This is a genomic window from Lacibacter sp., from assembly GCF_057361365.1.
This window is the reverse complement of sequence record NZ_JBMQSG010000006.1, coordinates 186,777-213,315: the sequence shown is the minus strand read 5'-3', so window position 1 is coordinate 213,315 and position 26,539 is coordinate 186,777. Positions and strand designations below refer to the sequence as shown.

Below are 26,539 nucleotides of genomic sequence, written 5' to 3'. Positions count from 1 at the left end.
CCGAACGTCATCGTCGTAGCTGATGGGCTTGCCAGCCCTGCATTTCAAGCTGATGCGGCGTTTTTATAGTACACCTTTTGTTGAGGGTAAATAATTACTCAGCGGATCACGCTTTACCGCCATACGGATAGCTTTAGCAAATGCTTTGAAGATCGCTTCAATTTTATGATGCTCGTTATCGCCGTGGCATTCAATATTAAGATTGCATTTTGCAGCATCGCTAAACGATTTAAAGAAATGGAAGAACATCTCTGTTGGCATTTCACCGATCTTTTCACGTTTAAAGGTTGCATTCCAAACAATCCAGTTACGGCCACCAAAATCGATGAGCACTTTTGCATCTGCTTCATCCATGGGTAATGCAAAGCCATAACGTTCCATACCACGCTTATCAGCAAGCGCTTTTCCAAATGCTTCACCCAATGCAAGACCAGTATCTTCAATCGTATGATGCTCATCGATATGAAGATCGCCACTGGTGGTAATATTGAGATCCATTTTGCCATGACGTGCAATCTGGTCGAGCATGTGATCAAAAAAACCAAGACCTGTATGAATGTTGGCTTTACCGCTGCCATCAACATTCAATTCAACACTAATCTTTGTTTCGTTGGTATTACGTTCATGTGTAACCGTACGCAAACCAAGTTTCAAAAATTCATAAATATCTTTCCAGTTGGGTGTTTCTAATGCAATGGTTGACTGGCGCAGCTCTACTACCTTATCCTGTATTTCAGCGGCGCCTAGATTAGCATCATTATTCATCCAGATAGCTTTGCAGCCCAGGTTCTTTGCCAATTGCACATCGGTGATGCGATCGCCAATGACAAATGAATTTGCCAGATCATAATCCTTGTTGTTGAGGTATTTAGTAAACATACCAGTGCCTGGCTTGCGGGTGGGCGCATTTTCATGCGGAAAAGTTCTGTCAATAAGTACATCATTAAACACAATACCTTCATTCGCCAAACTTTTTACGACGAAACTGTGTACTGGCCAAAAAGTATCTTCAGGAAAACTATCGGTACCCATTCCATCCTGGTTAGTTGGCATTACCAATTCGTAATCTAACTCTGTTGCAATCTTGCGTAGGTAAAAGAACACATCAGGATAAAACGAAAGCTTATCAAATGAGTCGAGCTGATATGTAGGAGGCGCTTCATTAATAAGTGTACCGTCTCTGTCGATAAATAGAACTCGCTTCATGTTACTTATTTGATTTTTGCTCTGGCCACTTTTACTTCTGCGGGTGTAACAATACTTGCCTTATTGCCGAAACTATTACGCACATAAGTTAATACGTCCGCAATTTCCTGGTCCTTCAAATGTGGTTGCGAAGGCATTGGATTGAAGTAGGTTTGTCCATTCACAACTGTTTCTTCATCGAGTCCAAGCAGGATAATATTAATGAGTTGGGTTTTGTTGCCCAATACCTGTTTGGTTTTTGTAAGCGGAGGATTCATGCCGGGCATGCCTTTTCCATCGGGTTGATGACAATTTAGGCAATATGTTTCATATACTTTTTTACCACGCTGTATCGATGATTTGAGATCAGGCTGCTGCGTGTGGAATGCAAATGCAGTAACAGCAATCACTAAAACAATTAAACTCTTCTTCATGTACTATTTTTATTTCGGCTTTAAAGTTAACGTTAAACGATAAAATTCTGCAAAGCATTGAGTAATTCATCGTTTTCTTTTTCGGTTCCTACAGTGATGCGTAGAGAACCTTCGCACAAAAGAACTTTGCTACGATCACGTACAACGATCTGGTTTGCGAGCAGGTATTCATAAATGCCCCTTGCATCAACCACTTTTACCAACAGAAAATTTGCATCGCTGGGATATACTTTTTCAACTACTGCAAGCTTTGGTAATTCAACTTCCAGTCGCTTGCGTTCTTTCACTAATTCTTTGATCATCTCGTTCACATCTTCCACATTGTCCAACGCTTTAACCACCAGTTCCTGCACAGCTTCGCTGATGTTGTAAGGTGGTTTGATCTTGTTATAAACGTTGATGATCTCTTCACTTGCAAATGCCATACCTAAACGCAAGCCAGCAAGTCCCCATGCTTTGCTGAGTGTTTGCATCACTACCAGGTTTGGATAATCGGCGAGCAATGTTACCAATGAACGCTGACGGGAAAAGTTGATATATGCTTCATCCACTACAACAATTCCATCAAAATTATTCAGCACCATTTCAATATCAGCAATATTAATACTGTTGCCGGTTGGATTATTAGGCGAACATATCCAGATGAGTTTAGTATGCTCATCCACCAATGTTTCCATGTGTGCAAGATTCAGTTGAAAATCATCAAGCAACGGAGCTTTGCGCAATTCTATATCGTTGATGTTTGCACTCACTTCGTACATGCCATAGGTAGGCGGACAAATGATGACATTATCAACACCGGGATTACAAAATGCACGGTAAAGAAGATCAATACATTCATCGCTTCCATTACCAATGAATATTTGTTTTAGCGAAACTCCTTTGATAGCCGACAACTTTTCTTTGATCTTTTGCTGCTGCGGATCGGGATAACGATTGTACCATTTCACTAATGGAGAACCAATGCTGTTCTCGTTTGCATCAAGATACACTTTTGCTTCACCGTGAAATTCATCACGTGCAGAAGAGTAGGGTACAAGGGCTTTGATATTGGAGCGGAGTAAATTATTTAAATCGAAACTCATGATAATATTGTGAATGGTCAATTGTGAATGGTGAATACAGTAACCGTATAGGGCATTGCTAACTTAGAACTTACAACTCATAACTTTACCTTCTAACTCTAACCGCATTTGCATGCGCCTCTAATCCTTCCGCTTCTGCCATCAGTTCTACTGCTTTGCCTATTTGATGCAAACCTTCCTTACTTAGCTTTTGGAAGGTGATCTTTTTTACAAAACTATCAACGCTTACACCGCTGTACGCTTTTGCATAACCGTTTGTTGGTAAAGTATGATTGGTACCGCTTGCATAATCGCCCACACTTTCAGGTGAATAGTTACCAAGGAAAATGGAACCAGCGTTGATAATCTGTTCAGCAATTGCTTCATCATCTTTACAACTGATGATCAAATGCTCGGCTGCATATTCATTTACCAACTCGATCATTTCATGCAGCGTTGGCACAACGATAGCTTTGCTGTTATCCAATGCTTTTGCTGCAAGTTCTTTTCGTGGTAATGCTTCAAGTTGTGTGTTTGTTTCTTTCACCACCGCATCGATCATTTGCTGCGAAGTGCTCACCAGCAAAACCTGCGAATCAATTCCATGTTCTGCCTGTGATAAAAGATCGGCCGCAACAAACGAAGCATTAGCAGTATCATCGGCCATTACACATACTTCACTTGGTCCGGCGGGCATATCAATGGCAACGCCATCTTTCTGCACCAGTTGTTTCGCAGCAGTTACATATTGATTACCTGGTCCGAAAATTTTATAGACCTGTGGTATAGTGCGTGTGCCATATGCCATTGCAGCAATGGCTTGCGCACCACCTGCTTTAAAAATCTTTGTGATGCCCGCAAGTTTTGCGGTATACAAAATAGCCGCATTGATCTTTCCGTCTTTTCCCGGAGGTGTGCAGAGGATAATTTCTTTGCAACCGGCAATCTTTGCAGGTATAGCCAACATTAAAATAGTTGAGAACAGGGGAGCTGTGCCACCGGGAATATACAATCCCACTTTTTCAATAGCCACAGTTTTACGCCAGCAAACAACGCCTGGCATAGTCTCTATCTTTTCAATTCCGCTTACCTGTTTGCTATGAAATGTTTCAATGTTTTGTTTTGCAATTGCAATGGCTTCTTTCAATTCATTGCTCAATGAAGATTCAGCCGCTGCGATTTCTTCTTTAGCTACCTGTAATTCGGTGACCGTAACTTTATCGAAGATGGTTGCAAACCTGCGCAGTGCCTCGTCGCCACTTGCTTTTACTTCATGCAGGATGTTTACCACGCTTGCTTCCAGCGACGATGCTTCAATAGCCGGCCGCTTTAACAATTTGCTCCAATCACTTTTCTTCGGATGTTTTATGATCTGCATTTCTTTTTTTCAATTTCAAATTTCCTAATCTTCCAATTTTCAAATTCCTCTTACATCACCATCTTCTCAATCGGCACCACCAATATCCCTTCAGCACCTGCGGCTTTCAACTGTTCAATTTTTTCCCAGAACTCATCTTCACTTAAAACACTGTGGACGCTGCTCCATCCACCTTCTGCCAATGGTAATACCGTTGGGCTCCGCATGCCCGGTAATAAAGCAATGATCTCGTTCAGCTTATCATTTGGTGCATTCATCAGCACATATTTATTGCGCTTTGCTTTCTTCACTGCTTTTATGCGGAACAATAATTTATCAAGCAGTATCTCTTGTTCTTTGTTGAGTTTATTGTTCTTGATCAATACAGATTGTGATTGCAGAATGGTTTCGACTTCTTTTAATCCGTTCATGAACAGGGTAGAGCCGCTGCTTACAAGATCAACTACCACATCAGCCAATCCAATGCCCGGTGCAATTTCAACACTACCACTGATTTCGTGCACTTCGCCATTGATGTTATTCTTCTTCAAAAATTCATTCACTAAAAAAGGGTAGCTGGTGGCAATGCGTTTGCCATCGAGACTTTGGACACCTTGATACGTTTCGCTTCTGGGAATTGCCAGGCTCAAGCGACATTTACCAAAGCCGAGCTTCTCAACAATTTCAGCTTGCTTATTTTTTTCGAACAAAACATTTTCACCCACAATACCAATATCAGCAACGCCATCTTCCACATATTGCGGAATATCATCATCACGTAAAAAGAATACTTCCATCGGGAACGTATCGCTTTCTGTTTTCAAACGGTCTTTTACATTGCGTAATTCAATGCCGCATTCGTTCAACAGTTTTACTGAATCATCATACAAGCGGCCGCTTTTCTGAATAGCAATTCTGAGCTTCGATGGCTTTTCTGCATTACCTCCGCTTATTTCGCTTAGTGGAGTGTATTTTTTTTCCTGCATCATATAATCTTTGGTCGTTTGTTCGGTTGAGTTAAGGCAATAAAAAAAGGCCTACTATCCGTAAGCCCCTTTTACAATATTGTTGAACACAATACACATCTGGCTTACCGGTTAGGGCAAGTATGGTGATGATGTGTATGAATGTTTGAAATCATGGCGCAAAAATAAGGGCAGGAAATGAAATCACAAATAATTTGTTGAATTGTTTATTGTTCACGATTGTTAGTAAGAGTCGCATGAAAGAGCAAACAATTTGTTGAGCGGTTGTGGAGATTGACAGGCTATCTGTACATTCGAAATTCCTGAACAAACAGTCATTTGTACACGCTTTTCTTGCAAATGATCGCATCTGTAATCACTAAATAAAGTACGCATGAGAAAATTATCCCTTTTGTTCGCATTAATTATTTCGCTCAACCTGTTTGCACAGGATGCAGTGAATTATCAACTTCCTCCTAAAGACATTATGGACCTTGCTTTGGCAAAACCTACGCCCACTGTAAGTGTCGATAGTAAAGGTCAATGGATGTTATTGATCGAACGAAACATGTATCCGTTGGTTGATGAGTTGGGCCAACCCGAAGTGAGAGTTGCAGGCCTACGTATCAATCCTGCAAATTTTTCGCAAAGCCGCCAGAATTACATCAACAACTTTACGCTGAAGAATATTGCATCAGGTAAAGAATACAAAATCTCAGGTTTGCCGGCTAATCTTTTAGCGAACTCAGTATCATGGAGTCCGAATGAAAAAAAGTTTGCATTCACTAACAGTACTGGTTCAGTTGTAGATCTGTACGTGGTTGATATTGCAACGCAAAAAGCAACCAAAGTAAACAAAACAGCATTGAATGTGGTGTTAGGTGGTGCTTTCAGTTGGATTGATGATAATACCTTGCTTTACAAAACGGCAATAAAATCTCCCGCTGCAATGCCAAAGCGTCCTATTACACCAAAAGGACCTACTGTGCAGGAAAGCTACGGCAGTGCATCGCCACGTCCTACTTTCCAGGACATGATCAAATCTCCCTATGATGAGCAATTGTTTGAATTCTTCGCAACTTCACAATTGGTGAAAAATGTAAACGGCGTTGAAACAAAGATCAATCAGCCTGCCATTTATAGTTTTATCAGCGCATCTCCCGATAAAAAATATTTGTTGGTTCGCACTATTACAAAACCATTCTCGTATGTAGTACCTGCAAATGGATTTAGCACAACAGTGACTATTCATGATGCAAATGGAAAGCTGGTGAAAGAGCTGGCGAAAATTCCTTCATCTGAAACTGCACCAGGCGGTAATGATAATGTGGCTGATGTAATGCGTAGTATTGAATGGCGTGATGATGAAGCTGCAACTATTGTTTGGTGTAAAGCTTTGGATGGTGGATTGATCAAAAACACTGCAGAGTTTCGTGATGCGGTGTATGCATTGGAAGCACCATTCACTTTGCAACCGAAAGAATTGTTTAAAACAAAAATGCGTTACGGTGGTGTTACATGGGGCAACAGCACATTTGCTATTGTACAGGAAATGCTTCGCAGTAAAGTGATAGGCCGCATGAATCGCTGGAATCCTTCAACAGGTGAAATGGAATTGTTGATGGAACGCAGCATGACAGATCTTTATAATAATCCCGGTTCACCCATAACAGAAAAAAACAGTTATGGTCGTGATGTGGTAATCCCCAAAGATGGTAAGTTGCTAATGAATAATACAACAGGTGCATCGCCTAAAGGTGATCTTCCGTTCCTCGCATATTTTGACCTGGCGACAAAAAAGAACGATATTATCTGGCGTTGCAAAGAAGATGAGTACGAAATGGTGATGGAAGTGCTCGATCGTAATAGTTTAACTGTTTTAACACGCCGGGAAACACAATCTGTTGTTCCTAACTATCACATAAAAACATTAAAAGGAATTGTGCCGGAGGGTGGAAAGCAGATCACTGATTTTAAAAATCCTTATCCGCAACTGGAAGGTGTAAGTGTTCAAAAGATCTCCTACAAACGTGCAGATGGTGTTGACTTAACAGGCAATCTCTACTTACCAAAAGGGTATGATGTAAAAAAAGATGGACCATTACCTGTGTTAATGTGGGCTTACCCACGTGAGTTTACGAATGCACGTGATGCAGCACAGGTGCGTGGATCAAAAAATACATTTACCCGTATTGGTTGGGGCGGACCTATTTTTTGGGTAACACAAGGTTATGCAGTTTTGGATAATGCTGAAATGCCGATCGTCAGTACAAACCCCGATAAAAAACCAAATGATGATTTTATTGAACAATTGAAATTAAATGCACGTGCAGCAATTGATAAATTAGCAGCAATGGGTGTGGGCGATAGTACACGTGTGGCAGTGGGCGGGCATAGCTATGGTGCGTTTATGACGGCGCATTTATTGTCGCACACAAACTGGTTTAAAGCCGGTATTGCACGCAGTGGTGCATACAACCGTACATTAACGCCATTCAGTTTCCAGAACGAAGACCGTACGTACTGGCAGGCACCGCAGTTGTATTTTGATATGAGTCCTTTTAGCTATGCACAAAAACTTAAGACACCGATCTTACTGGTGCATGGTGATACAGATGATAATACAGGAACTTATCCAATTCAGAGTGAACGTATGTTCCAGGCATTAAAAGGTAATGGCGGCAATGTGCGTTATGTAAGTTTGCCTTACGAAGCACATGGCTATCGTGGTAAAGAAAATATTCTGCACCTTTTGTGGGAAGAACATATGTGGCTGGAGAAATATGTAAAGGGAAAGAAGTGATGAATGATGAAACCACCGAGCGAAGTCGAAGGGTGGTCCAGTTCATCGAACGTAGTCGAGATGGACGTTGATGAAAGTTAAAATTGATTCGGGCATGAACGAAAGTTTGTGCCCGATTTTTTTTGTCGATACCGCAAACGTTTTCAATGATGAAAATCAGTTGTTCAACAGAAAAAACTTCACCGCCATCATCTCAACCTGTTGTTATTTCATGTTTCAAACAATTAACTTTACGCCCGACTCTTAACAACTATTGATTATGAAACAAACGATTGGCTGCATTGCAGCATTGCTGTTCCTGTGTGTGTATGCGGTTGCACAGGAGCTGCGTTCTCCCAACGGAAATTTAGTTTTACAGTTTAATGTAACAGGTACAGGTGCACCACAGTATCAGCTTGCATATAAAAACAAGGAAGTAATTAAACCGAGCACACTTGGCCTTGAATTAAAAAACGACAAGAAATCACTGCTCAACGATTTTGCAATTGCATCTACACAAACTGCTACGTTTGATGAAACTTGGCAACCTGTTTGGGGCGAAGTAAGTAACATCCGCAACAACTACAACGAACTGGCAGTAACACTGCAACAAAAGGAAACCAACCGGCAGATGATCGTCCGTTTCCGTTTGTTCAACGATGGGTTGGGTTTCCGTTACGAATTTCCTTCGCAGAAAAATTTCAATTACTTCGTCATAAAAGAAGAGCATAGCCAGTTTGCAATGGCGGGTAATCACATTGCCTGGTGGATCGCTGGTGATTATGATACACAGGAATACGATTACACCCGTTCACGTTTATCGGAAATACGTGGATTGATGAAAGGATCTATTTCAAGCAACGCATCGCAAACTCCTTTTTCACCAACAGGTGTACAAACAGCATTGATGATGAAGAGTGATGATGGCTTGTACATTAATCTGCATGAAGCAGCACTCATCAATTATTCCTGCATGCATCTGAATCTTGATGACAAGAATTTTGTATTTCAAAGTTGGCTTACACCTGATGCAGTTGGTGATAAAGGTTACATGCAAACGCCTTCTACATCACCCTGGCGTACAGTCATCGTAAGTGATGATGCACGTGATATTCTGGCATCGAAGATCACCTACAACTTAAATGAACCAAGTAAGATCAAAGAAACTTCGTGGATAAAACCGGTGAAGTACGTTGGTGTGTGGTGGGAAATGATCACCGGTAAAAGTGCATGGTCTTACACCAACGATTTTCCTGCAGTACAATTAGGAGTAAGCGATTTTAGCAAAGCCAAGCCGCATGGTAAACATGGCGCCAATACAACCCATGTAAAAGAGTTAATTGATTTTGCAGCACAACACGGTTTTGATGGTGTGCTGGTTGAAGGCTGGAATGTTGGTTGGGAAGATTGGTTTGGACAGTCGAAAGATTATGTGTTTGACTTTGTAACTCCCTATCCTGATTTTGATGTGATTGGTATCCGTGAATATGCAAAATCAAAAGGCGTGAAAATGATCATGCATCATGAAACATCTTCATCGGTTCGTAATTATGAACGACACATAGATACTGCTTACAAATTCATGAAAGCAAACGGCTACGATGCGGTGAAGAGTGGTTATGTAGGAAACATTTTACCAAGAGGTGAACATCATTATAGTCAGTGGATCGTTAATCATTATCAATACGCTATTGAGCAGGCTGCGAAATACCAGATCATGGTGAATGCACATGAAGCTGTTCGTCCAACAGGTATTGCACGCACATGGCCCAACTTAATTGGTAACGAAGCTGCACGTGGTACAGAGTTCCAGGCATTTGGTGGCAGTAAACCAAATCATGTAGCAGTACTTCCATTTACCCGTTTAATTGGCGGACCAATGGATTACACACCCGGTGTTTTTGAGATGGATATCAGCAAACTGAATCCTGAAAATAATTCGCATGTAAATAGTACGCTTGCAAATCAATTAGGCTTGTATGTAACCATGTACAGTCCTTTGCAAATGGCGGCTGATCTTCCAGAAAACTATATGCGTTTTGCTGATGCATTTCAATTCATTAAAGACGTTGCTGTTGACTGGAGTGAAAGTAAATATCTCGAAGCAGAACCAGGCGCTTATTTGACTGTTGCCCGCAAGGCAAAGAAAACTGGACAATGGTTTTTAGGAAGCGTAGGAGGTGAGGAAGCACGCATTTCGAATATTGCATTTGATTTTTTAGAGAATGGCAAACAGTACATCGCTACAATTTATGCTGATGCACCTGATGCGCATTACAAAACAAAACCGCAGGCTTACAACATCAAAAAAATAGTGGTTACAAATAAATACAAGCTAAAACAATTTGTTGCAGCAGGTGGTGGTTATGCCATCAGTTTTGAAGAAGCAACACCGGAGATGATCAAAGCGCTGAAGAAGAAAAAATAGTGAGAAGAGGAGAATTATAATAACTGGTTAAAAAATGTAGTTGCTGTTTTCAATTGACAATGCAATCATCTTATTCCGTAAATTTGATATTCACCAAAGAAAAGGAGGTATTCATGATATCTACAGATCAATCATGGACGCCATCGGTTATTATCGGGTAACCGGGCTTCTCCAACGAATAATCTGGGCTCGAAGAGAGCCAAAGCCATCAATACATTTGGTGGCTTTTTTATTCACTTTAATAGTTAGTGAAAGTACAAACTTCTGTAGTAAAATTAATCTTCATCGCTATCAACGATCTTTTGCACACGACCAATTTGTCCATCTTCTAAACGCACTTTAATACCACGGTGATGTTTCGGTGCACTGGTGAGCAAATCTTTTACAATGCCTTCCGTAAGTGTGCCTGTGCGTTGATCTTTTTTTAGAATGATGAGTACCTGCATACCGGGTTTTATGTTGGAGCGGATTGTTCCTTGCATATTGTTCGAAGCGTCTATTAGAAGTTAAAAGTGTTGCAAGGTAGCTTTTAAAAAAGAAGCCATGCTATTAGCATGGCTTCTTTTTTAATTCGTCATGAATGGTTATTGATTCTGACTTGTATTTGGATTTGCCTGAATTTCAGTGATGGGAAGTACAAACTCCCATAAATTACTACCGGCTGGCACTTGCATTAAACCACCAGCGGAGGCGGGAACATAATTAGGAACGAGTGTTCTGTCGAGAGGCAGATTCAAACGTTTAAGATCAAACCATCTTAATCCCTCAGCCCAAAATTCTACACGACGCTGGTTCATTATTTCATCGATCAAAGCCTGCCCACTGTTCGTACTTAAAACATAGCTGGGATCTCTGTTTACCGCAAGTGTGTAAAGAGCTTGTCGTGCTTCTACTTCCTTACCGGTTGTTCTGGCATATGCTTCGGCCATTGTCAGGTACATCTCAGCAAGACGAATATATGGCACATCCCCAATGGTTGGCAGAGTCCGGATTTTGAACTTTCTGCTCATATAGGGAGAGTGAGAGTATGTTGAAGCAGGGAGAGGGAAATTTGCAGATGTAGGATTTGGCTCCCACATTTTTTTGCGCACGTCGGTTGCAGTAATTTGATTATACAAAGCAGAGTTTATACGTTTCGGTGTGCCTCTCACGTAGGTAGTATTTCCATCCCATGAAATTTGTCCGAAGTAAGAACCAAAGGTATCGCCCTGGTCATCTTGAACATAGGCACCCCACAGCCATTCGGGATTAGAAAGATCATTAAACCCGGCTTGGTAAGTAGCGTTGCTCATTAGTGAGTGACCACCTAAATCAATAACCTGTTTAGCAAAAGCAGCAGCATTTACGTAATCCTGCATCGTCAATGCAACTTTAGCTCTGATCGCTAAAGCAGCCTTTAAACTTAAATGAGATTTCTGTTGAGGGCCGCTTGGCGGTGCTGACGCTAAACCAAATGCCGTAACTGCATCAGCAAGATCCTTAATTATTTGTGTATACACCTGTTCCACACTGGAACGTGGAAGTTTCGTATCTGTTGCGTTAAGAGGCATAGATACACCGGGTTGTGTATTTTGAGAACCTGCGGCATATCTTTTTGCATAGATCTGCACCAGGTTAAAATAGCTCCATGCCCGCATGGTAAGTGCTTCGGCTTTTAACCTGTTTTTGTCAGCTTCAGGACCAGTTGCATTACCAATATTATCGATTATGCCATTTGCATTACCAATACAACGGTAGTATAATCGAAAGGGATATTCTACATACAAGTAGCTAGAATTTCTGTGATTTACCCATCCGCCAGTTCCATTTCCTGGGGTATACCAGCTAGCTACAGCCTGGTGTACATCTTCTCCCATAAAATCAAACATGAGCATAATACCACCTTGTCCCGGCTGGTTTTGTGCACTATAACGGGAGTAGAGATACCGATAAATTCCATTAATTACGTTTGCTGCATTTCCCGTTGTGGTAAAGATGGCCCCTTCATCAACACTACCTGTCGGGCCCACATCAAAATAATCTTTCTTACAACCTATGAGAAGGCTAAAAAGAGTAATTGCTATTAATATTTTTTTCATATTCCTTAATTTAAACTGAATCTTAATGTTAGAAGTTAATACTTACACCTGCGTTCACTAACCTGTTTGGAACATAAACCGGACTATTAGTTCCATTGAAACTCTCAGCAGGATTCATGCCTCTGCGCTTCGACCAAAGTTGAAGATTTTCACCACCAACATAAAACCTTGCCTGGTCAATACCTATTTTTCCCAACAGTGCCTTAGGAAGCTTGTAACTTAACGTTAAGTTGCGAAGATTCAAATACGAAGCATCGATCAGGAAGCGATCTGATTGTGAATTAAACTGAGATGTTTTATTAATATCTAAACGTGGGATATCTGTAACATCACCTGGTTTCTTCCAGGCACGTAAGTTATCTGTGTGCAATGAACCACCATAGCTAATAGCCAGCAGACCGGCATAGTTTCCATCATAAAACTTACCTCCAACCTGGTAGTTAAGCAAAAATGACAATGAGAAATCTTTCACAGAGAATGTACTTTGTATTGATCCAAAGAATTTAGGAATTGCAGTTCCTGCATAGTCAAATTTGGCATTTGTTGGATTGAAGGTTAAAGTGTCTCCTTTTGCATTAACCCGATAATCTGATGTTGTGCCGGGTGCAGCATAGAATAAACCAACACCATCTGTTGGATCCACACCGTACCATTTCCTTAAATAAAATGCAAAGATGTCTCTGCCAACTTCCAGTCTTTTAGTTCCGCTCACAATTGTTGGAGTAGCAGAGGGCAGTTTTGTGATGGTATTTTTGAGCGATGTGAAATTTAATTGCAGATCCCAGTTAAAAATTTTGGTTTTTACCACATCAAGATTTAATTGCACTTCAACGCCCTTGTTTGACATTGCACCAATGTTTTCGGTTTTTGAAGTAACGGGCGCTGATAAACCTTGAGGAACACCGAACAATAATTCAGACGAACCACGGTCAAAATATTCTGCAGAACCAGAAATGCGATTATTTAATAGACCAAATTCAATACCTACGTTCAGTGTTTTGTTTACCTCCCATGTGAGATCGGGATTTGGTACAGTTGCAAGTAAAGCCCCCGGTTCAGAAGCATTGTTCCATCCCAAGCCATACAATGCCTGGTATTCATAATATGAATCCAAAGCATCGTTTCCTACTGTACCATACGACGCTCTTAATTTAAGGTCGCTTAACCATTTTACATTACTCATGAAAGCCTCACGCATTACAGACCATGAAACGCCTGCGGAATAAAAGTTGCCCCAGCGGCTTTGCGGTGAAAATCTTGATGAAGCATCTCTTCGATATGATAAATCAACAAAATATTTATTATCAAATCCATAGTTGATTCTTGAAAGATACCCTTCTCTTCTCAACCTATCCAATTGACCACTGGCGCTAGCCAACGTTACAAAGTTTGATAATTCGATGTTCCCGTCAAGGTTCATACCTCTTCGTGATCCACTGAATGTTTCGTCGATGTTTTGTTGCGATTCATGACCAAGTAAAACAGACACATCGTGTAATCCAAACTTTTGGTTGTAATTAAGAAGTTGGTTATAGGAAATTGTTTTGTATTCGTTAGATGAACTGCTTGAAGTACCACCAGCTGTTACACCGTCACCAACAATTCTGTTCTGAAAACTTTGGCTACGGAAATTATTTAAATCAATACCGGCGTTAGCAGTAAACGTAAAGTACTTCAAGAATTTTGTTTCAATATAAGTTCTGGCAATAGTACTGTTACGCTTTTCTCTTCTTTCATTTAGTAATGTTTCATAGATGATATGACGACCGGGTGAAGCTCCTGATGGTCTGTTAATTGAACCCGGGTGGGCACCGAAGTCATACCAATGGTTTCCAAACGCATCCATAATTGGAGCACCTGCATTTGTGTATGCATGAACTGGATAAATAGGTCCCATACCTCTTGCAAATACAAAAGGGTTAATAAATGTGTTTGAACCGTCACCAGCTGCCTGGTTAGTATTTACAATTGCACTTGTTAAGTTAATACCCGTTTTCAACCAATCTTTTACCTGTGTATTTATGGCTAACCTGGCGTTGATTCTTTGGAAATCGGATTTAATAATAAATCCATCGTCTTTCAAATAGTTTAAAGAGAAGTAATAATCTGATTTGTTCACTTTTGATGACAAACTAAAACCAACTTCTTTTCGCATTCCATTTCTTTCCAGCGGACTGTACCAGTCAAAATCGTTGTAAACTAATCTGGCATTGGGATTCATTTTTCCTGTTACGTCCACAATTTGGTTATTGGGAACACCAAATGGATTATAAATTAATTGGGATGCAATTGTGTTAGTAGCATTTTGCGATGCAACAGCTTCGGTTTGGCCTGTACCTGAATTTGGAAACATCAATCCATGTTTCATAGCTTGCCACATTAGCGGATAATAATCAAATGCCCCTACACGGTCATATTCCGGAATACCTCTGCTTGAAAAACCGGTATTAACAAACACATTTACTTTTGGGGTAGCTGCTTTACCTTTTTTTGTGGTGATCATAACTACACCGTTGGCGGCACGAGCACCATAGAGTGCTGTGGAAGACGCATCCTTTAATAGAGTTATGCTCTCTATATCATTCGTATTGATATCGCCGATATAACCGCCATAAGGGAATCCATCAACTACATATAGCGGACTCGAACTGGCGTTCACTGAACCAAACCCTCTAATGCGTAGTGCTGCTGAGCTACCGGGCTGTCCATTGCCGGAAGTAGCGGAAATACCGGGGGCAGCACCTGCAAGTGCTTGGGAAATATTAGTGGTCAGTCTCGATTCAAGTTGTGCTGCACCTATTTTCGAAACCGAGCCGGTAATAGACTCTTTTTTTTGTGTGCCATACGCAACAACAACAACTTCTGACAATGCTTTTGCAGTAGATACAAGAGCAATGCTAATGTTATTTTTTGTTCCAATAGATATCTCCTGACTTTCGTAATCGAGCAGGGACACAATCAGTGATTTGGCACTTGATGGAAGGCTTAACCTGAATGTGCCATCGCTGGCAGTTGTAGTTCCAAGTGTAGTACCTTTTACAACAATTGAAACTCCACTAAGAGGGGCGTTGTCTTTTTCATCTGTTACTTTTCCTGTAACAGTTTTTTCCTGGGCTGTTATGTATAATGCACATAACAGCAGAGAAATCAGCAGTACAAATTTTCTCATGCTAGTTTGGTTTAAAAAATAAAAAAATTAGTAGGGGAGTTTCGATAAGGCCATTCAAATATTATGGAAAGCAGTAATTGCAATATATCTTCTTTTGTGAAACCGGCAAAGAAGAATGTATAAACGGCGATTGATAGATAATCTTTTTTAAAGGAAAGCTGCGTGGGCTCTAACTTTTTTTAAAAAAAAATCACACTCGGGAAAGGATTTTCACACGAATGAAATTGAATTCTTCCTTCACTGGCTTGAAATATAAGTTAAGGGTGTCTTCAATCACCAGCATAAGCGTTGCGTTGAATTTATACTTTGGCTAAGTGCGAAATATTTAAACAATCAACGCTTTCTCACTCCGGCCATCCACTCTTATCAATATTAGGTATAATGCGTAGTGCATTTTTGTAATACACTTTCTTTAAAATGGAATCGGGCAGGCCCATGCCATACATGGCCCAGAAGGCATGATACTTTTTGTGATAAGGAAAATATTCGTCTTCTGTTTCTAGCACTCGAAAATAAGTGGCATACTCAGATGGCACCCAACTGTCTTTTCCAAACAAAATGCGATCCTGGTATTTTGTAAAGAATGCTTTGGCCGCTTTTGGTTGTCGACCGAGTTCAGCAATCACTGCCCCAAATTCAACAACAACATTTGGCATGGCATCAAGAATGCTGCTGAGTTTTTGAAGATCGTTGGGATACCATCCAAAATGTGCAGCAATGAAAGTTGTGTTCTTATGTTTCCTGAAAAGATTATGTTGCTCACTGATCAACGTTTCCCAAGGCACAGGATTATCAGCACCACGTTTACGATTTGGATTAATGATCAACTCCAGCCAGCGTTCATTGCTATTATCTAATGGATCCCAAAATGATTTTGGGTCGGCTGTATGAATGATCACCGGTATTTTTAGTTCACCAGCTTTTTTCCAAACTGCATCCAGCCTTGCATCATCAACAGGAACACGATTGCCATTAATATCTTTCACGCTAAAACCAAGACTCTTATAGATTTTTAAGCCATTCGCCCCATTCTTCACATCTTCTTCTAATTGTTTCGCTGCCTTTTCGCCCCAGCCAGCTTCGCCCACGCCTTTAAAATCTACATTCGCAAAAACAATAAAACGGCCAGGCTTATTTTGTTTGGCATTGTCAACAGCTTTTTTCAATTGATCCCCAGTGCCACCACTTAAATTTACCATTACACGCATGTTGAGTTTATCCATTTCCACGGTAAGTGTATTCAAATTCATGGAAGGCATTTGAAATTGATGATTGTGCACATCTATAAAAGGAAATTTCGATTTCGTTAGCGGGTGTTGAGGTACAACCAGGGTAGAGGGCGGATTATAACTTTCAAAATCAATTTTCTGTTGGGCAATTGCAATGGTGGTAAACAATAAATTGCCGATCAGGAAAAACTTACGCATGCTGATGATTGTTTTTGTGCTTCAAAGAAAACAACTAATCGCAAAGCCTTGTTTCCGCTTATCATTTTTTAACAGGCAAAAAAAAGCCCGGACGCAAGCACCCGGACTTTATCAATCAATCATTAGCAACTTATTTTGCCATAGCTGCATTAATTGTTGCACGATCGAGATACTGAATGACACGATCAATTTTATCATTTGCATTAAAGTGCTGAACCGTATGTATCGACTGTATCATTCTTTTTCCTGTTTTATATCTTGCATTTACATTGTACCAGCCAAGGAGCCAAATACCTGCTTCTTCATTGGCCTGGGGTTGATTTACTTTCACAGGCAGCCATATATCATTTGAAAAAGTAATTGAGTCAATGGTATTTGCTCTTCTGTCCTTCCAATACTGAACTACAGCTGTTTTACCTACAATACTATCGCCGTTGTTCCATTGCCAAACAATATTATCGGCCCAGTTATTTGCCCAGGAATCAATGTCGCCCGAAGCCATACTCGCTATGCCACTTTTTCCGATGGCCATATACCTGGTATCAGCAAATTCAGCAGGTTGTGTTGTTGCGTTAGTGGTATCGGCAGAAGTTTCTGCAGTTTCTTCCGGTTTGGGATTGTTGCAGGCAGCAAACAAAAGGAACGACATCATTCCAACAAGAAATTGTTTCATGTGTGATTGTTTTAAAATGTGAATGAAAAGGGCAGAACAAAAATGTGGTTCACATTGTGCGGAAGAGATAAGAAAGCTACTCAATAAAAACGGCATTGTCAACAGCAAGTTTTTCTTTCATAACAACTACAAAAAATCACAAGGAGGTAATGTAGAATTTTAAAAAAAAATAAGCTGCCTTACATCAGTTTATAGTAACAATTCAGTAACCGGCAACTGACGGTGGTAAGTTTTTTTCTTGCGAACAATCATTCTTTGACCAACAGTACCCATCTACTTTTACTTCCGTAATAAATCAAACACACCAGAGGACAAAGCGATTGCCGATTCTTACGCTATTCTACCTCTATAAAATCTTCAATCATGGCAACTGTAAAAAAAGCAAACAAGTATGTTTATTTCTTTGGCGGCGGTAAGGCCGATGGTAATGAATCAATGAAAAATTTACTAGGTGGTAAGGGTGCAAACCTGGCGGAAATGGCGGGCCATCCTAATCTTCGGTTACCTGTACCTCCAGGGTTTACTGTTACTACCGATGTATGTACTTATTACTATAGTAATAAAAAAACGTATCCCAAAGTATTGAAGGAACAGGTGCAGGATGCGTTGAATAAAATGGAAAAGCTTACGAGCAAAAAGTTTGGCGACGTAAAAAATCCGTTGCTTGTTTCTGTGCGTTCAGGTGCCCGCCGCAGTATGCCGGGTATGATGGAAACTGTTTTGAATGTGGGGTTAAATGAAAATACAATTAAAGGTATTATTGAGCAAAGTGGCGATGCACGTTTTGCGTATGATGCCTATCGCCGTTTAATTATGATGTATGCTGATGTGGTAATGGAAAAAGCAGGAGGGGTTGAACCAAAAGGTGGCAAAGGAATACGCAAAGTGTTAGATGAAAAACTGGAAAAAGTAAAGCATGCGAAAGGATATAAATCAGATACTGATCTTACAGTAGATGAACTAAAACAACTGGTGAAAGAATTTAAAGCAACGGTTGCAAAAGTATTGGGCAAGGCTTTTCCTGAAGATCCTTATGAACAATTATGGGGAAGTGTTGGCGCTGTCTTCAGCAGCTGGATGGGAAAACGGGCAATTGAATATCGCCGCATCGAAAAAATTCCTGACGAGTGGGGCACTGCTGTAAACGTGCAGGCAATGGTGTTTGGAAATATGGGAGATGGAAGTGCAACAGGTGTTGCCTTCACCCGCAATCCCGGTAATGGTGAAAATAATTTTTATGGAGAATACCTGGTGAATGCACAGGGTGAAGATGTGGTTGCCGGTATCAGAACTCCGGCGCCAATCAATGATTACTCAAAGAATGGACAGAGTGAACATTTTACAACACTTGAAACATTGATGCCTTCTTTGTATAAAGAACTTGATGGTTATCAAAAACGATTAGAGAAACATTATAAAGACATGCAGGATATTGAATTTACTATTGAGAATGGTAAGCTGTATATGTTGCAATGTCGTGTGGGAAAGCGTAATGGAATTGCGGCAGTGCGCATGGCAATGGACATGTACAAAGCAAAAACTATTGATGCTAAAACTGCTATCCTTCGTGTCAGTCCAAATCAATTGGTGGAGTTGCTGCTGCCTATGCTTGATCCAAAAGCAGAATTGGTTCAACCTGTTATTGCAAAAGGATTACCTGCTGGGCCGGGTGGTGCAAAAGGCCGTGTGGTATTTACATCAGAAGATGCCGTTGAATGGGCATCACGTGGTGAGAAGGTTATTCTAGTTCGTGAAGAAACTTCACCCGAAGATGTAGACGGCATGCATAAAGCGCAGGCAATTCTTACAACCAAAGGTGGTATGACATCACACGCTGCACTTGTTGCACGTGGATGGGGCAAATGCTGTATTGTGGGTTGTGGCGATATTGAAATACATGCCAACACAAAAATGTTTCATGCAAAAAATGATGTCACTATCAAAGAAGGTGATTGGATCAGTTTAAACGGAACCAAAGGTTTGGTGTATGAAGGAAGTATGCCATTGGTTGATATCGACATAGAAAAAAATCTATCCTACAAAGAATTGATGAAGCTGGTTGATAAGACCAAGCAGATGGGCGTTCGTGCTAATGCTGAAACACCCAATGATGCTGCAACAGCTTCTAAATTTGGCGCAGAAGGGATTGGCTTGTTCCGTACGGAACATATGTTTTATGGAGAAGGTAGTGAACAGCCGTTGTTTCAACTGCGAAAAATGATTGTGAGTAAAACGGAAAAAGAACGTCGTGAAGCACTGAATGCGTTGTTTACTTATGTGAAAAAAGATATCAAGAATACATTGGCAGTAATGAATGGCCATCCTGTTACCATTCGTCTTCTCGATCCACCATTGCACGAGTTTGTTCCGCATGATGCAGAAAAACTCCAGGAGTTAAGTAAAGAACTGGGCATTCGCATGAGTGTGTTGAAGCGCCGGGTGTTGGCTTTACATGAAAATAATCCAATGCTTGGTCACCGTGGTGTGCGTTTGGGTATCAGCTATCCCGAGATCACAGAAATGCAGATACGTGCCATTTTTGAAGCAACCGTTGAGTTGTTGCGCAAGGGAATAAAAGCGTTGCCCGAAATTATGATCCCCGTAGTTTGTGGTAAACATGAACTACGTCACCAGCGTGAGATCGTAAACCAAGTGCATAAAGAAACCTGCGAAAAAATGAAGGTGAAAAAAATACCTTATCTCTATGGAAGTATGATAGAAATTCCACGTGCTGCTTTAAAAGCAAACAGCCTGGCAACTGAAGCCGATTTCTTCAGCTTTGGTACAAACGATCTTACACAAATGAGTTTTGGTTTTAGTCGTGATGATATTGGAGGCTTCCTTCCAAAGTATCTCGATCTGAAATTATTGCCTTATGACCCATTCCAAACGATCGATCAGAGTGGAGTAGGTGAGTTAATTAAGATTGGAGTAGATCGTGGCCGTTCAGTTAAACCTAATCTTAAGATCGGTATTTGTGGAGAGCATGGTGGCGATCCTGACAGTGTTGTGTATTGCCACAAAATGGGTATGAACTATGTTAGCTGTTCTCCTTTCCGTGTGCCGATTGCCCGACTTGCAGCTGCACATGCCGCATTAGAGTTCCCCCGAAAAAATTAAGCTATGCAGAACTATTATTGATTATGACCCTAAAGAAAAAGGCCACCGAATTGGTGGCCTTGTTTTATTCGTTTAATTGAGTTGATCTTTTATGTCTTCCATATCAATTCCCATATGGCTTTCGTTGTAAATACATTTGCCGTTTTTGATCACCAGTATTTGTGGCGATTCATGCTCAACCGCAAAACGTTCAGCAACAGAATTTGATAAAGGCCGGTAGGAGAGCAGGTCGAGATAATAAAACTTCGCATCTTCAGGTGACGAAGCTTTTTCAAGCCGGTTCTTTGCAACTGAACTTATGCTGCAACGTGTGCTGTGCTTAAAAATAACCTGTGGCTGATTTTTGCTTAATGCAATAATCTCTTCCAGTTCTTCCTGCGAACGTAAAGGAATCCAATTCATACCGCAAAATTACGGAATGTGTCTCAGGCTCTGAAAGGTTTGTTACTTGCGCTTGTGGGACAACCCATGCCACGTTTGCTGCTGGCACATGAAGTGAAAACGAAAGCTGCAATTACAGCTACAAGAAGAGAGATCATAATTTTTTTCATAAATAAAACGGATTTTGAGAGCCGTAAAATTAATCAAGTTTCCTGAAAAAATGAGATTTTCATCCACATAACGGCAAACAGCCTTATTTCAGTATAAATCGATGCCTTTGTTTTAGTTACTTTTGTTGCATGAGTCAACAGATTTCCATGGGTTTCGACGCCAGCAACCAAAACGGCAGTACTAATATGAGTTTAAATTTGAAACGCCCTTTGGCGGTGATTGACCTGGAAACCACCGGTGTTAACATCAGCAGCGACAGGATTGTAGAAATAGCCATCGTAAAAATAATGCCCGATGGTACCCGCCAGGTAAAGCGGAAGCTCATTAATCCTGAAATGCCCATTCCTCCCGGCTCAACCGAAGTTCACGGTATCAGCAACGAAATGGTGAAAGATGCGCCCACGTTCAAGCAAGCAGCCAATGAAATTAAAATGTTCATGAGCAATTGCGACCTGGCAGGATATAATTCAAACCGTTTTGATATTCCATTGCTGGTAGAAGAGTTTTTGCGTGCTGGATTGGATATTGAATTGAACGATCGCTCTTTACTGGATGTGCAACGGGTATTTCATATGATGGAGCAACGCACCCTTAGTGCTGCTTATAAATTTTATTGCGATAAAATACTGGAAGGCGCTCATAGTGCTGAAGTAGATGCACAAGCAACATGGGAAGTATTGGAAGCGCAGGTTAAACGTTATCCGCAAATGGGTGCCAGTGTTGATGATATTGTGAAGTTTACAGGCGAAGACCAGATCGTTGATTTTGCCCGCAGGTTTGTAATGGAAAATGGTGTTGAAGTTTTCAATTTTGGAAAGCATAAAGGGAAGCCGGTAACATTAGTATTAAAGCAAGAACCTCAGTATTATGATTGGATGATGAAAGGAGATTTTCCGCTGCATACCAAACAGAAGCTCACAGAAATTTTAAATCGCACCCTGTTAAAAAAGAACTAAACGTACCTGTGCAATAAGAAGTTTTGTTGAAGGTTTTTGAAATCAACTAAATTGCAACGCAAACATTCAGATTGGAAAAACTAGTTATCATACCCACATACAATGAAAAGGAAAATATTGAAAATATTATCCGGGCCGTTTTTGGATTAAACGAAGGCTTTCATGTATTGGTGATTGATGACGGTTCGCCTGATGGTACTGCACAAATTGTAAAGCAATTACAGTCTTCTTTTCCCGGTCAACTATTTATTGAAGAACGTAAAGGTAAACTGGGTTTGGGCACTGCCTATATTCACGGTTTCAAGTGGGCCATTGAAAAAGGTTACAAATTTATTTGTGAGATGGATGCTGATTTCAGTCACAATCCAGTCGATCTCCCACGTTTGGTTGAGGCTTGCAAAACAGGAGGCGCCGATCTTGCTGTGGGCAGCCGTTATGTGCAAGGAGGAGCAGTTGCCAACTGGCCCCAAAATCGTATTCTCTTGTCAAAGGGTGCATCACTTTATACACGCATGATCACCTGGATGCCAGTGATGGATCCTACAGCAGGTTTTGTTTGTTACAAACGTGAAACGCTGGAAGCATTGAATCTTGATGGGATCAACTTTGTAGGTTATGCATTCCAGATTGAAATGAAATTTGCAGCCTGGAAATTAAAATTCAAGATCGTTGAAGTTCCCATCACGTTTGTTGATCGTAAGTTTGGCGCAAGCAAAATGAACAAAGGAATTGTGAAAGAAGGAATTCTTGGTGTGCTGAAACTCCGCTGGCAAAGTTTGTTCAAAGATTACCATGCAAGAATGAAAAGCAAAGGAGAGTCTTCTTCAAAATTTTCAGATGAAGTTGTAGCACAAAGTAAATTGTGATCTCTCATACATGCACCCCACCACCAAAGCTTTTCTGCAATTACATGCTGCTGTTTTCTTAGCTGGTTTTACAGGTGTACTCGGGCGGTTAATTGAGTTGAACGAAGGTTGGCTGGTTTGGTACCGGATGTTGCTGTCGGCATTCATCTTGTTACTCCTTTCTCTTTTCCGTAAACAATCCATAAAAATTGAAAAGAAATATTTGTTTCAATGCATTGGCATAGGAGCAATCATTGCTTTGCATTGGGTGTTTTTTTACGGGAGTGTAAAGTATGCTAATGTATCTATTGCTTTGGTATGTTTTGCAGCCACAGGTTCGTTCACCGCTTTTCTTGAACCATTGATTTTAAAAAGAAGGGTAGACCTTGTTGAAGTACTACTGGGCTTATTAGTATTGCTCGGCATCTATTTAATTTTTCATTTTGATGCACAATACAAGATCGGCGTTTTGCTAGGTGTGGCAGCTGCTTTTCTTTCAGCATTGTTTCCCATTTTTAATAAACAACTTATACAACACATACCAGCCGATAAACTTACGTTTTATGAATTGAGCGGCGGCTGGTTGATGTTGAGTTTGCTGTTGCCTTTGTATCTTCAAATTTCTCCTGCAGCAAACCATATTCCTTCCATGAATGATTGGTTTTGGTTGCTCATGCTTTCTTTGTTCTGTACAGTGTTGGCGATGCAATTATCAGTAAATGCTTTAAAGAAAATCTCCGCATTCACTGCAAATCTCACTTATAATCTTGAGCCTGTTTATGGCATTGCATTAGCATTCTTATTGTATCATGAAGAGAAAGAATTGGGCGATGGGTTTGTGTGGGGCATCATGCTCATTGTTGCCAGCGTAGTAATCCAAACTTTACGTGTTTGGAGAGAAAGAAGGGCTATGAAATAAAGTATGAGTTAAGAGCTCTGTGTTTATAATGCTAATCTCTTGTCCTCTGGGGCAAAAATAAGAAAGATACTAAGCCGGGGAATTTGTTTCCAACTTTGCACCTCCTATTTTCAAAATCAGAATTCAAGAATAAATCCAATGGTTGGTGTTACACTTGCATCATTGTTTTTCAGAATTACCGGAATTGCATTGCTGCCATCAAAGGCAATTGGTTTTCCATTTGTAGTAGCAAAGCCACTGTTATCAGGTGTACGTTGGAATGTGTATTGTGGAAACGCCGGACTTTTAGCGACATACCAATTTGTTACATCTAGAAATACATCCAGCGTTAAACGTTTAAAATTCCACTTCTTATCAACACGCACATCGCTTGCATTAAATGAGTTCAAACGGTTTTGATTTAATCTTGCATAATCAAGAATGCCTTCACCCGTGCTTAAATAATTCTGCCTGCTTGCTGTTTCATTAAACGGCGTAAATGGTGCGCCACCCTGGTAGCGGAATTTTAAACCAAGCTCCCAGTTACGTGGAAATTTATAGCCCCATGTTATGCTTAGTAAATGACGGTTGTCCCAGGCACTCGCCACATATTTTTCATTTGCACCACTAAACTGGCTTACAAAAAAAGTATAACTGAAAACTCCATAGAAACGCTTTGTCAGTTTTTGTTGCGCAAAGAATTCAACACCATACGTTCTTCCTTTGCCCGTACTCAACACATCTTCGTTACCAAGAATATTAAAATCGCCGCCTTTATTCGCAAGATTAATTCCGTCACGTACACTCACCGGCATATCGCCATATTGCTTATAAAAACCTTCCACTGTAAAACGTGTAGTGTTCTTCGGTAAATATTCAAACCCTATTACATAATGATCGCTACGTAAATATTTTGCATCACGGTTTACATAATTGCTATTGTTGTCCTGGAATGCAAGTATGGTGTAAGGAGCTAAACGATAATAACGACCAACGCTTGCATTTACCGTCCACTGATCACTTACTACATAACTCAATCCCACACGTGGACTAAATGTTTGAAATAAATTCATACCCTCATCTGTAAATGTATTGCCATCCATACGTAAGCCCGCATTTACCACCAAACGTTCATCAAAGAATCGTTTGCCGGCCTGAACAAATGCACCCAACTTTACAAATGCTTTTGATGTATTAAAATTTACTTTCAATTCCGGTTGCACAAGATTTCCCAATGTATCTCTTACTTCAGCACGTATACGTGCAAAACCTTTGTTGCTAAAGTCAGGATTTTGCACAACAGCGCCATAACTCAGCTTCCATCCATTCAAAGTCTGGTTAACATCAAACCGTAATTTATTTTCTGTTTCGTTTGATGTTATATCAAGCGATTGCTTTGCCGGAGTAGGGTTGAGGTTATCTTCAAAACGTGTGATATTGTTGTTGAATGCATTTCGGCTGAGTGCAAGATTCCAGAAACCATTCCTGATGGTACGCTTCAACGCAGCTCCCACGGTGTAATTCCATTGATTGATATTAGGATTACTGTTGAGGATATATAATTTTTCGGGAGTAGCTTCTGAAGGTGCGGCGAAACTAAATTCATCAATGGCTCCAACACCCAGCAAAGTCAACGTTGTTTTCTTATCAAATTGATGAGTGACTTTATATTGAAAATCCCAATAGTTCGGACGAATGGGAAGATCCAAAGCTTTAAATAAAAACTGCAGGTAGCTGCGGCGTGCACTCGCAAGAAAAGTTGTTTTCTTATTGTTACTCAGTGGTCCTTCTAATGTTGCGGCAAGTTCAGTTGCACTTAAACGTACATTGCCTTGCACACGGTTACTGTTTCCTCTTTTTTGTTTGAATTCGAATACGCTGCTCAATGCATTATCGTAACGTGCATCAAATGCTGATGAGCTAAGTTTCACATCTTCTATAAAACTTACGTTGAGAATACCGGTTGGTCCGCCACCAGCGCCTTGCGTGGCAAAATGATTAATAACAGGAATTTCAATTCCATCTAAATAAAAAACATTTTCACCGGGTCCACCGCCACGAATGATGATATCGTTCCGAAAACCGCCGACACTACCCGCTGTTCCACCAACACCGGGCAGGGTATTGATCACCCGGCTGATGTCGAAATTGCCGCCGGGATTTGCTTTAATCTCTTCTGTTGTTAACCGCTGCACACTCAACGGTGTTTCAAGCGTAGCCACTTTGGCTGTGCGTTTGCCGGTAACAGTAATTTCGCCAATTGATTTTATTTCTTCTTCCAGTTCAACCATTACGCTTGCTTCGTTACCGGAGGTTAGAACGATGTTGTAAATGGTGTAGGGCTTATAACCAACTTTCGAAAACGCAATGTTGTATGTTTTAGGATCGATATTGCTGATGCGGAAACGACCAGCTGAATCGGAAACAGAGCCCCATTCAGTATTTTCAACTTTGATGGAAACTGCATCGAGCGGAAGTTGAGTGGATTTGTCGATAATGGTACCAGTTATAACACCTTTATTTTGTGCGAAAACAGGATAGGCAGAGAGGACGACTAGGAGCAAGCTAACAATAAGTCTATTCATAAGTTTTATATTCCGTTGGTG

General features: G+C 40.6%; 18 protein-coding genes. 6 read left to right on the top strand and 12 right to left on the bottom strand.

Annotated features, from left to right (window positions below; translation table 11 throughout):
- Positions 1-63: 63 nt before the first annotated feature.
- The 5 genes from hisB to hisG all read right to left on the bottom strand — a co-directional run bounded on the left by hisB (position 64) and on the right by hisG (position 5,029).
- Positions 64-1,206, bottom strand: a complete 1,143-nt coding sequence (gene hisB / locus ACO1QW_RS04250) for a bifunctional histidinol-phosphatase/imidazoleglycerol-phosphate dehydratase HisB (RefSeq protein ID WP_486256003.1) — start codon at positions 1,204-1,206, stop codon at positions 64-66.
- 5 nt (positions 1,207-1,211) lie between these two features.
- Positions 1,212-1,619 carry a c-type cytochrome gene (locus tag ACO1QW_RS04245; RefSeq protein ID WP_486256001.1) on the bottom strand — a complete coding sequence of 136 codons (408 nt, stop codon included), beginning with the start codon at positions 1,617-1,619 and terminating at the stop codon, positions 1,212-1,214.
- A gap of 32 nt (positions 1,620-1,651) precedes the next feature.
- The gene (gene hisC / locus ACO1QW_RS04240) at positions 1,652-2,704 is read right to left on the bottom strand and encodes a histidinol-phosphate transaminase (protein ID WP_486255999.1); all 1,053 of its coding nucleotides are present in this window, start codon (positions 2,702-2,704) and stop codon (positions 1,652-1,654) included.
- Positions 2,705-2,789: 85 nt separating this feature from the next.
- Positions 2,790-4,061: a histidinol dehydrogenase gene (hisD, locus tag ACO1QW_RS04235; protein ID WP_486255997.1), complete on the bottom strand. Its 1,272-nt coding sequence runs from the start codon at positions 4,059-4,061 to the stop codon at positions 2,790-2,792.
- 50 nt (positions 4,062-4,111) lie between these two features.
- A complete protein-coding gene (gene hisG, locus ACO1QW_RS04230) occupies positions 4,112-5,029 on the bottom strand; it encodes an ATP phosphoribosyltransferase (RefSeq protein WP_486255996.1) in 918 nt (305 codons plus the stop codon).
- 370 nt (positions 5,030-5,399) lie between these two features.
- Here hisG and ACO1QW_RS04225 point away from each other — a divergent pair, with 370 nt between their 5' ends.
- Both ACO1QW_RS04225 and ACO1QW_RS04220 read left to right on the top strand, forming a co-directional pair.
- Positions 5,400-7,808, top strand: coding sequence for a S9 family peptidase (locus ACO1QW_RS04225; protein WP_486255994.1), 2,409 nt, complete (start codon positions 5,400-5,402; stop codon positions 7,806-7,808).
- 259 nt (positions 7,809-8,067) lie between these two features.
- The gene (locus ACO1QW_RS04220) at positions 8,068-10,215 is read left to right on the top strand and encodes a glycoside hydrolase family 97 protein (protein WP_486255992.1); all 2,148 of its coding nucleotides are present in this window, start codon (positions 8,068-8,070) and stop codon (positions 10,213-10,215) included.
- A gap of 275 nt (positions 10,216-10,490) precedes the next feature.
- Here ACO1QW_RS04220 and ACO1QW_RS04215 read toward each other — a convergent pair whose 3' ends face one another.
- From ACO1QW_RS04215 to ACO1QW_RS04195, 5 genes are all read right to left on the bottom strand, one after another.
- The gene (locus ACO1QW_RS04215; RefSeq protein ID WP_486255990.1) at positions 10,491-10,697 is read right to left on the bottom strand and encodes a YwbE family protein; all 207 of its coding nucleotides are present in this window, start codon (positions 10,695-10,697) and stop codon (positions 10,491-10,493) included.
- A 102-nt stretch (positions 10,698-10,799) separates the two neighbouring features.
- Positions 10,800-12,293 (bottom strand): RagB/SusD family nutrient uptake outer membrane protein, encoded by a 1,494-nt coding sequence (locus tag ACO1QW_RS04210; protein WP_486255988.1) that lies wholly within the window; start codon positions 12,291-12,293, stop codon positions 10,800-10,802.
- 28 nt (positions 12,294-12,321) lie between these two features.
- Entirely contained in the window at positions 12,322-15,462 is a 3,141-nt protein-coding gene (locus ACO1QW_RS04205; RefSeq protein WP_486255986.1) for a SusC/RagA family TonB-linked outer membrane protein, read from the bottom strand.
- Positions 15,463-15,806: 344 nt separating this feature from the next.
- Complete coding sequence (locus ACO1QW_RS04200) at positions 15,807-16,889, bottom strand: amidohydrolase family protein (RefSeq protein ID WP_486255984.1); 1,083 nt, start codon at positions 16,887-16,889, stop codon at positions 15,807-15,809.
- Positions 16,890-17,019: 130 nt separating this feature from the next.
- Positions 17,020-17,562: a nuclear transport factor 2 family protein gene (locus tag ACO1QW_RS04195; RefSeq protein WP_486255982.1), complete on the bottom strand. Its 543-nt coding sequence runs from the start codon at positions 17,560-17,562 to the stop codon at positions 17,020-17,022.
- A gap of 363 nt (positions 17,563-17,925) precedes the next feature.
- Between ACO1QW_RS04195 and ppdK the strand changes: the two genes are divergently transcribed.
- Positions 17,926-20,682 carry a pyruvate, phosphate dikinase gene (ppdK, locus tag ACO1QW_RS04190; protein WP_486255981.1) on the top strand — a complete coding sequence of 919 codons (2,757 nt, stop codon included), beginning with the start codon at positions 17,926-17,928 and terminating at the stop codon, positions 20,680-20,682.
- A gap of 72 nt (positions 20,683-20,754) precedes the next feature.
- Here ppdK and ytxJ read toward each other — a convergent pair whose 3' ends face one another.
- A complete protein-coding gene (gene ytxJ / locus ACO1QW_RS04185) occupies positions 20,755-21,084 on the bottom strand; it encodes a bacillithiol system redox-active protein YtxJ (RefSeq protein WP_486255980.1) in 330 nt (109 codons plus the stop codon).
- 278 nt (positions 21,085-21,362) lie between these two features.
- Between ytxJ and ACO1QW_RS04180 the strand changes: the two genes are divergently transcribed.
- The 3 genes from ACO1QW_RS04180 to ACO1QW_RS04170 all read left to right on the top strand — a co-directional run bounded on the left by ACO1QW_RS04180 (position 21,363) and on the right by ACO1QW_RS04170 (position 23,954).
- Complete coding sequence (locus ACO1QW_RS04180; RefSeq protein WP_486255978.1) at positions 21,363-22,190, top strand: exonuclease domain-containing protein; 828 nt, start codon at positions 21,363-21,365, stop codon at positions 22,188-22,190.
- A gap of 71 nt (positions 22,191-22,261) precedes the next feature.
- Positions 22,262-23,056, top strand: a complete 795-nt coding sequence (locus ACO1QW_RS04175; protein ID WP_486255977.1) for a polyprenol monophosphomannose synthase — start codon at positions 22,262-22,264, stop codon at positions 23,054-23,056.
- A 10-nt stretch (positions 23,057-23,066) separates the two neighbouring features.
- Positions 23,067-23,954, top strand: a complete 888-nt coding sequence (locus tag ACO1QW_RS04170) for a DMT family transporter (protein ID WP_486255975.1) — start codon at positions 23,067-23,069, stop codon at positions 23,952-23,954.
- Positions 23,955-24,070: 116 nt separating this feature from the next.
- On the opposite strand, the gene ACO1QW_RS04165 is transcribed toward ACO1QW_RS04170, so the two are convergent.
- Positions 24,071-26,518, bottom strand: a complete 2,448-nt coding sequence (locus ACO1QW_RS04165) for a TonB-dependent receptor (RefSeq protein ID WP_486255973.1) — start codon at positions 26,516-26,518, stop codon at positions 24,071-24,073.
- Positions 26,519-26,539: the final 21 nt, after the last annotated feature.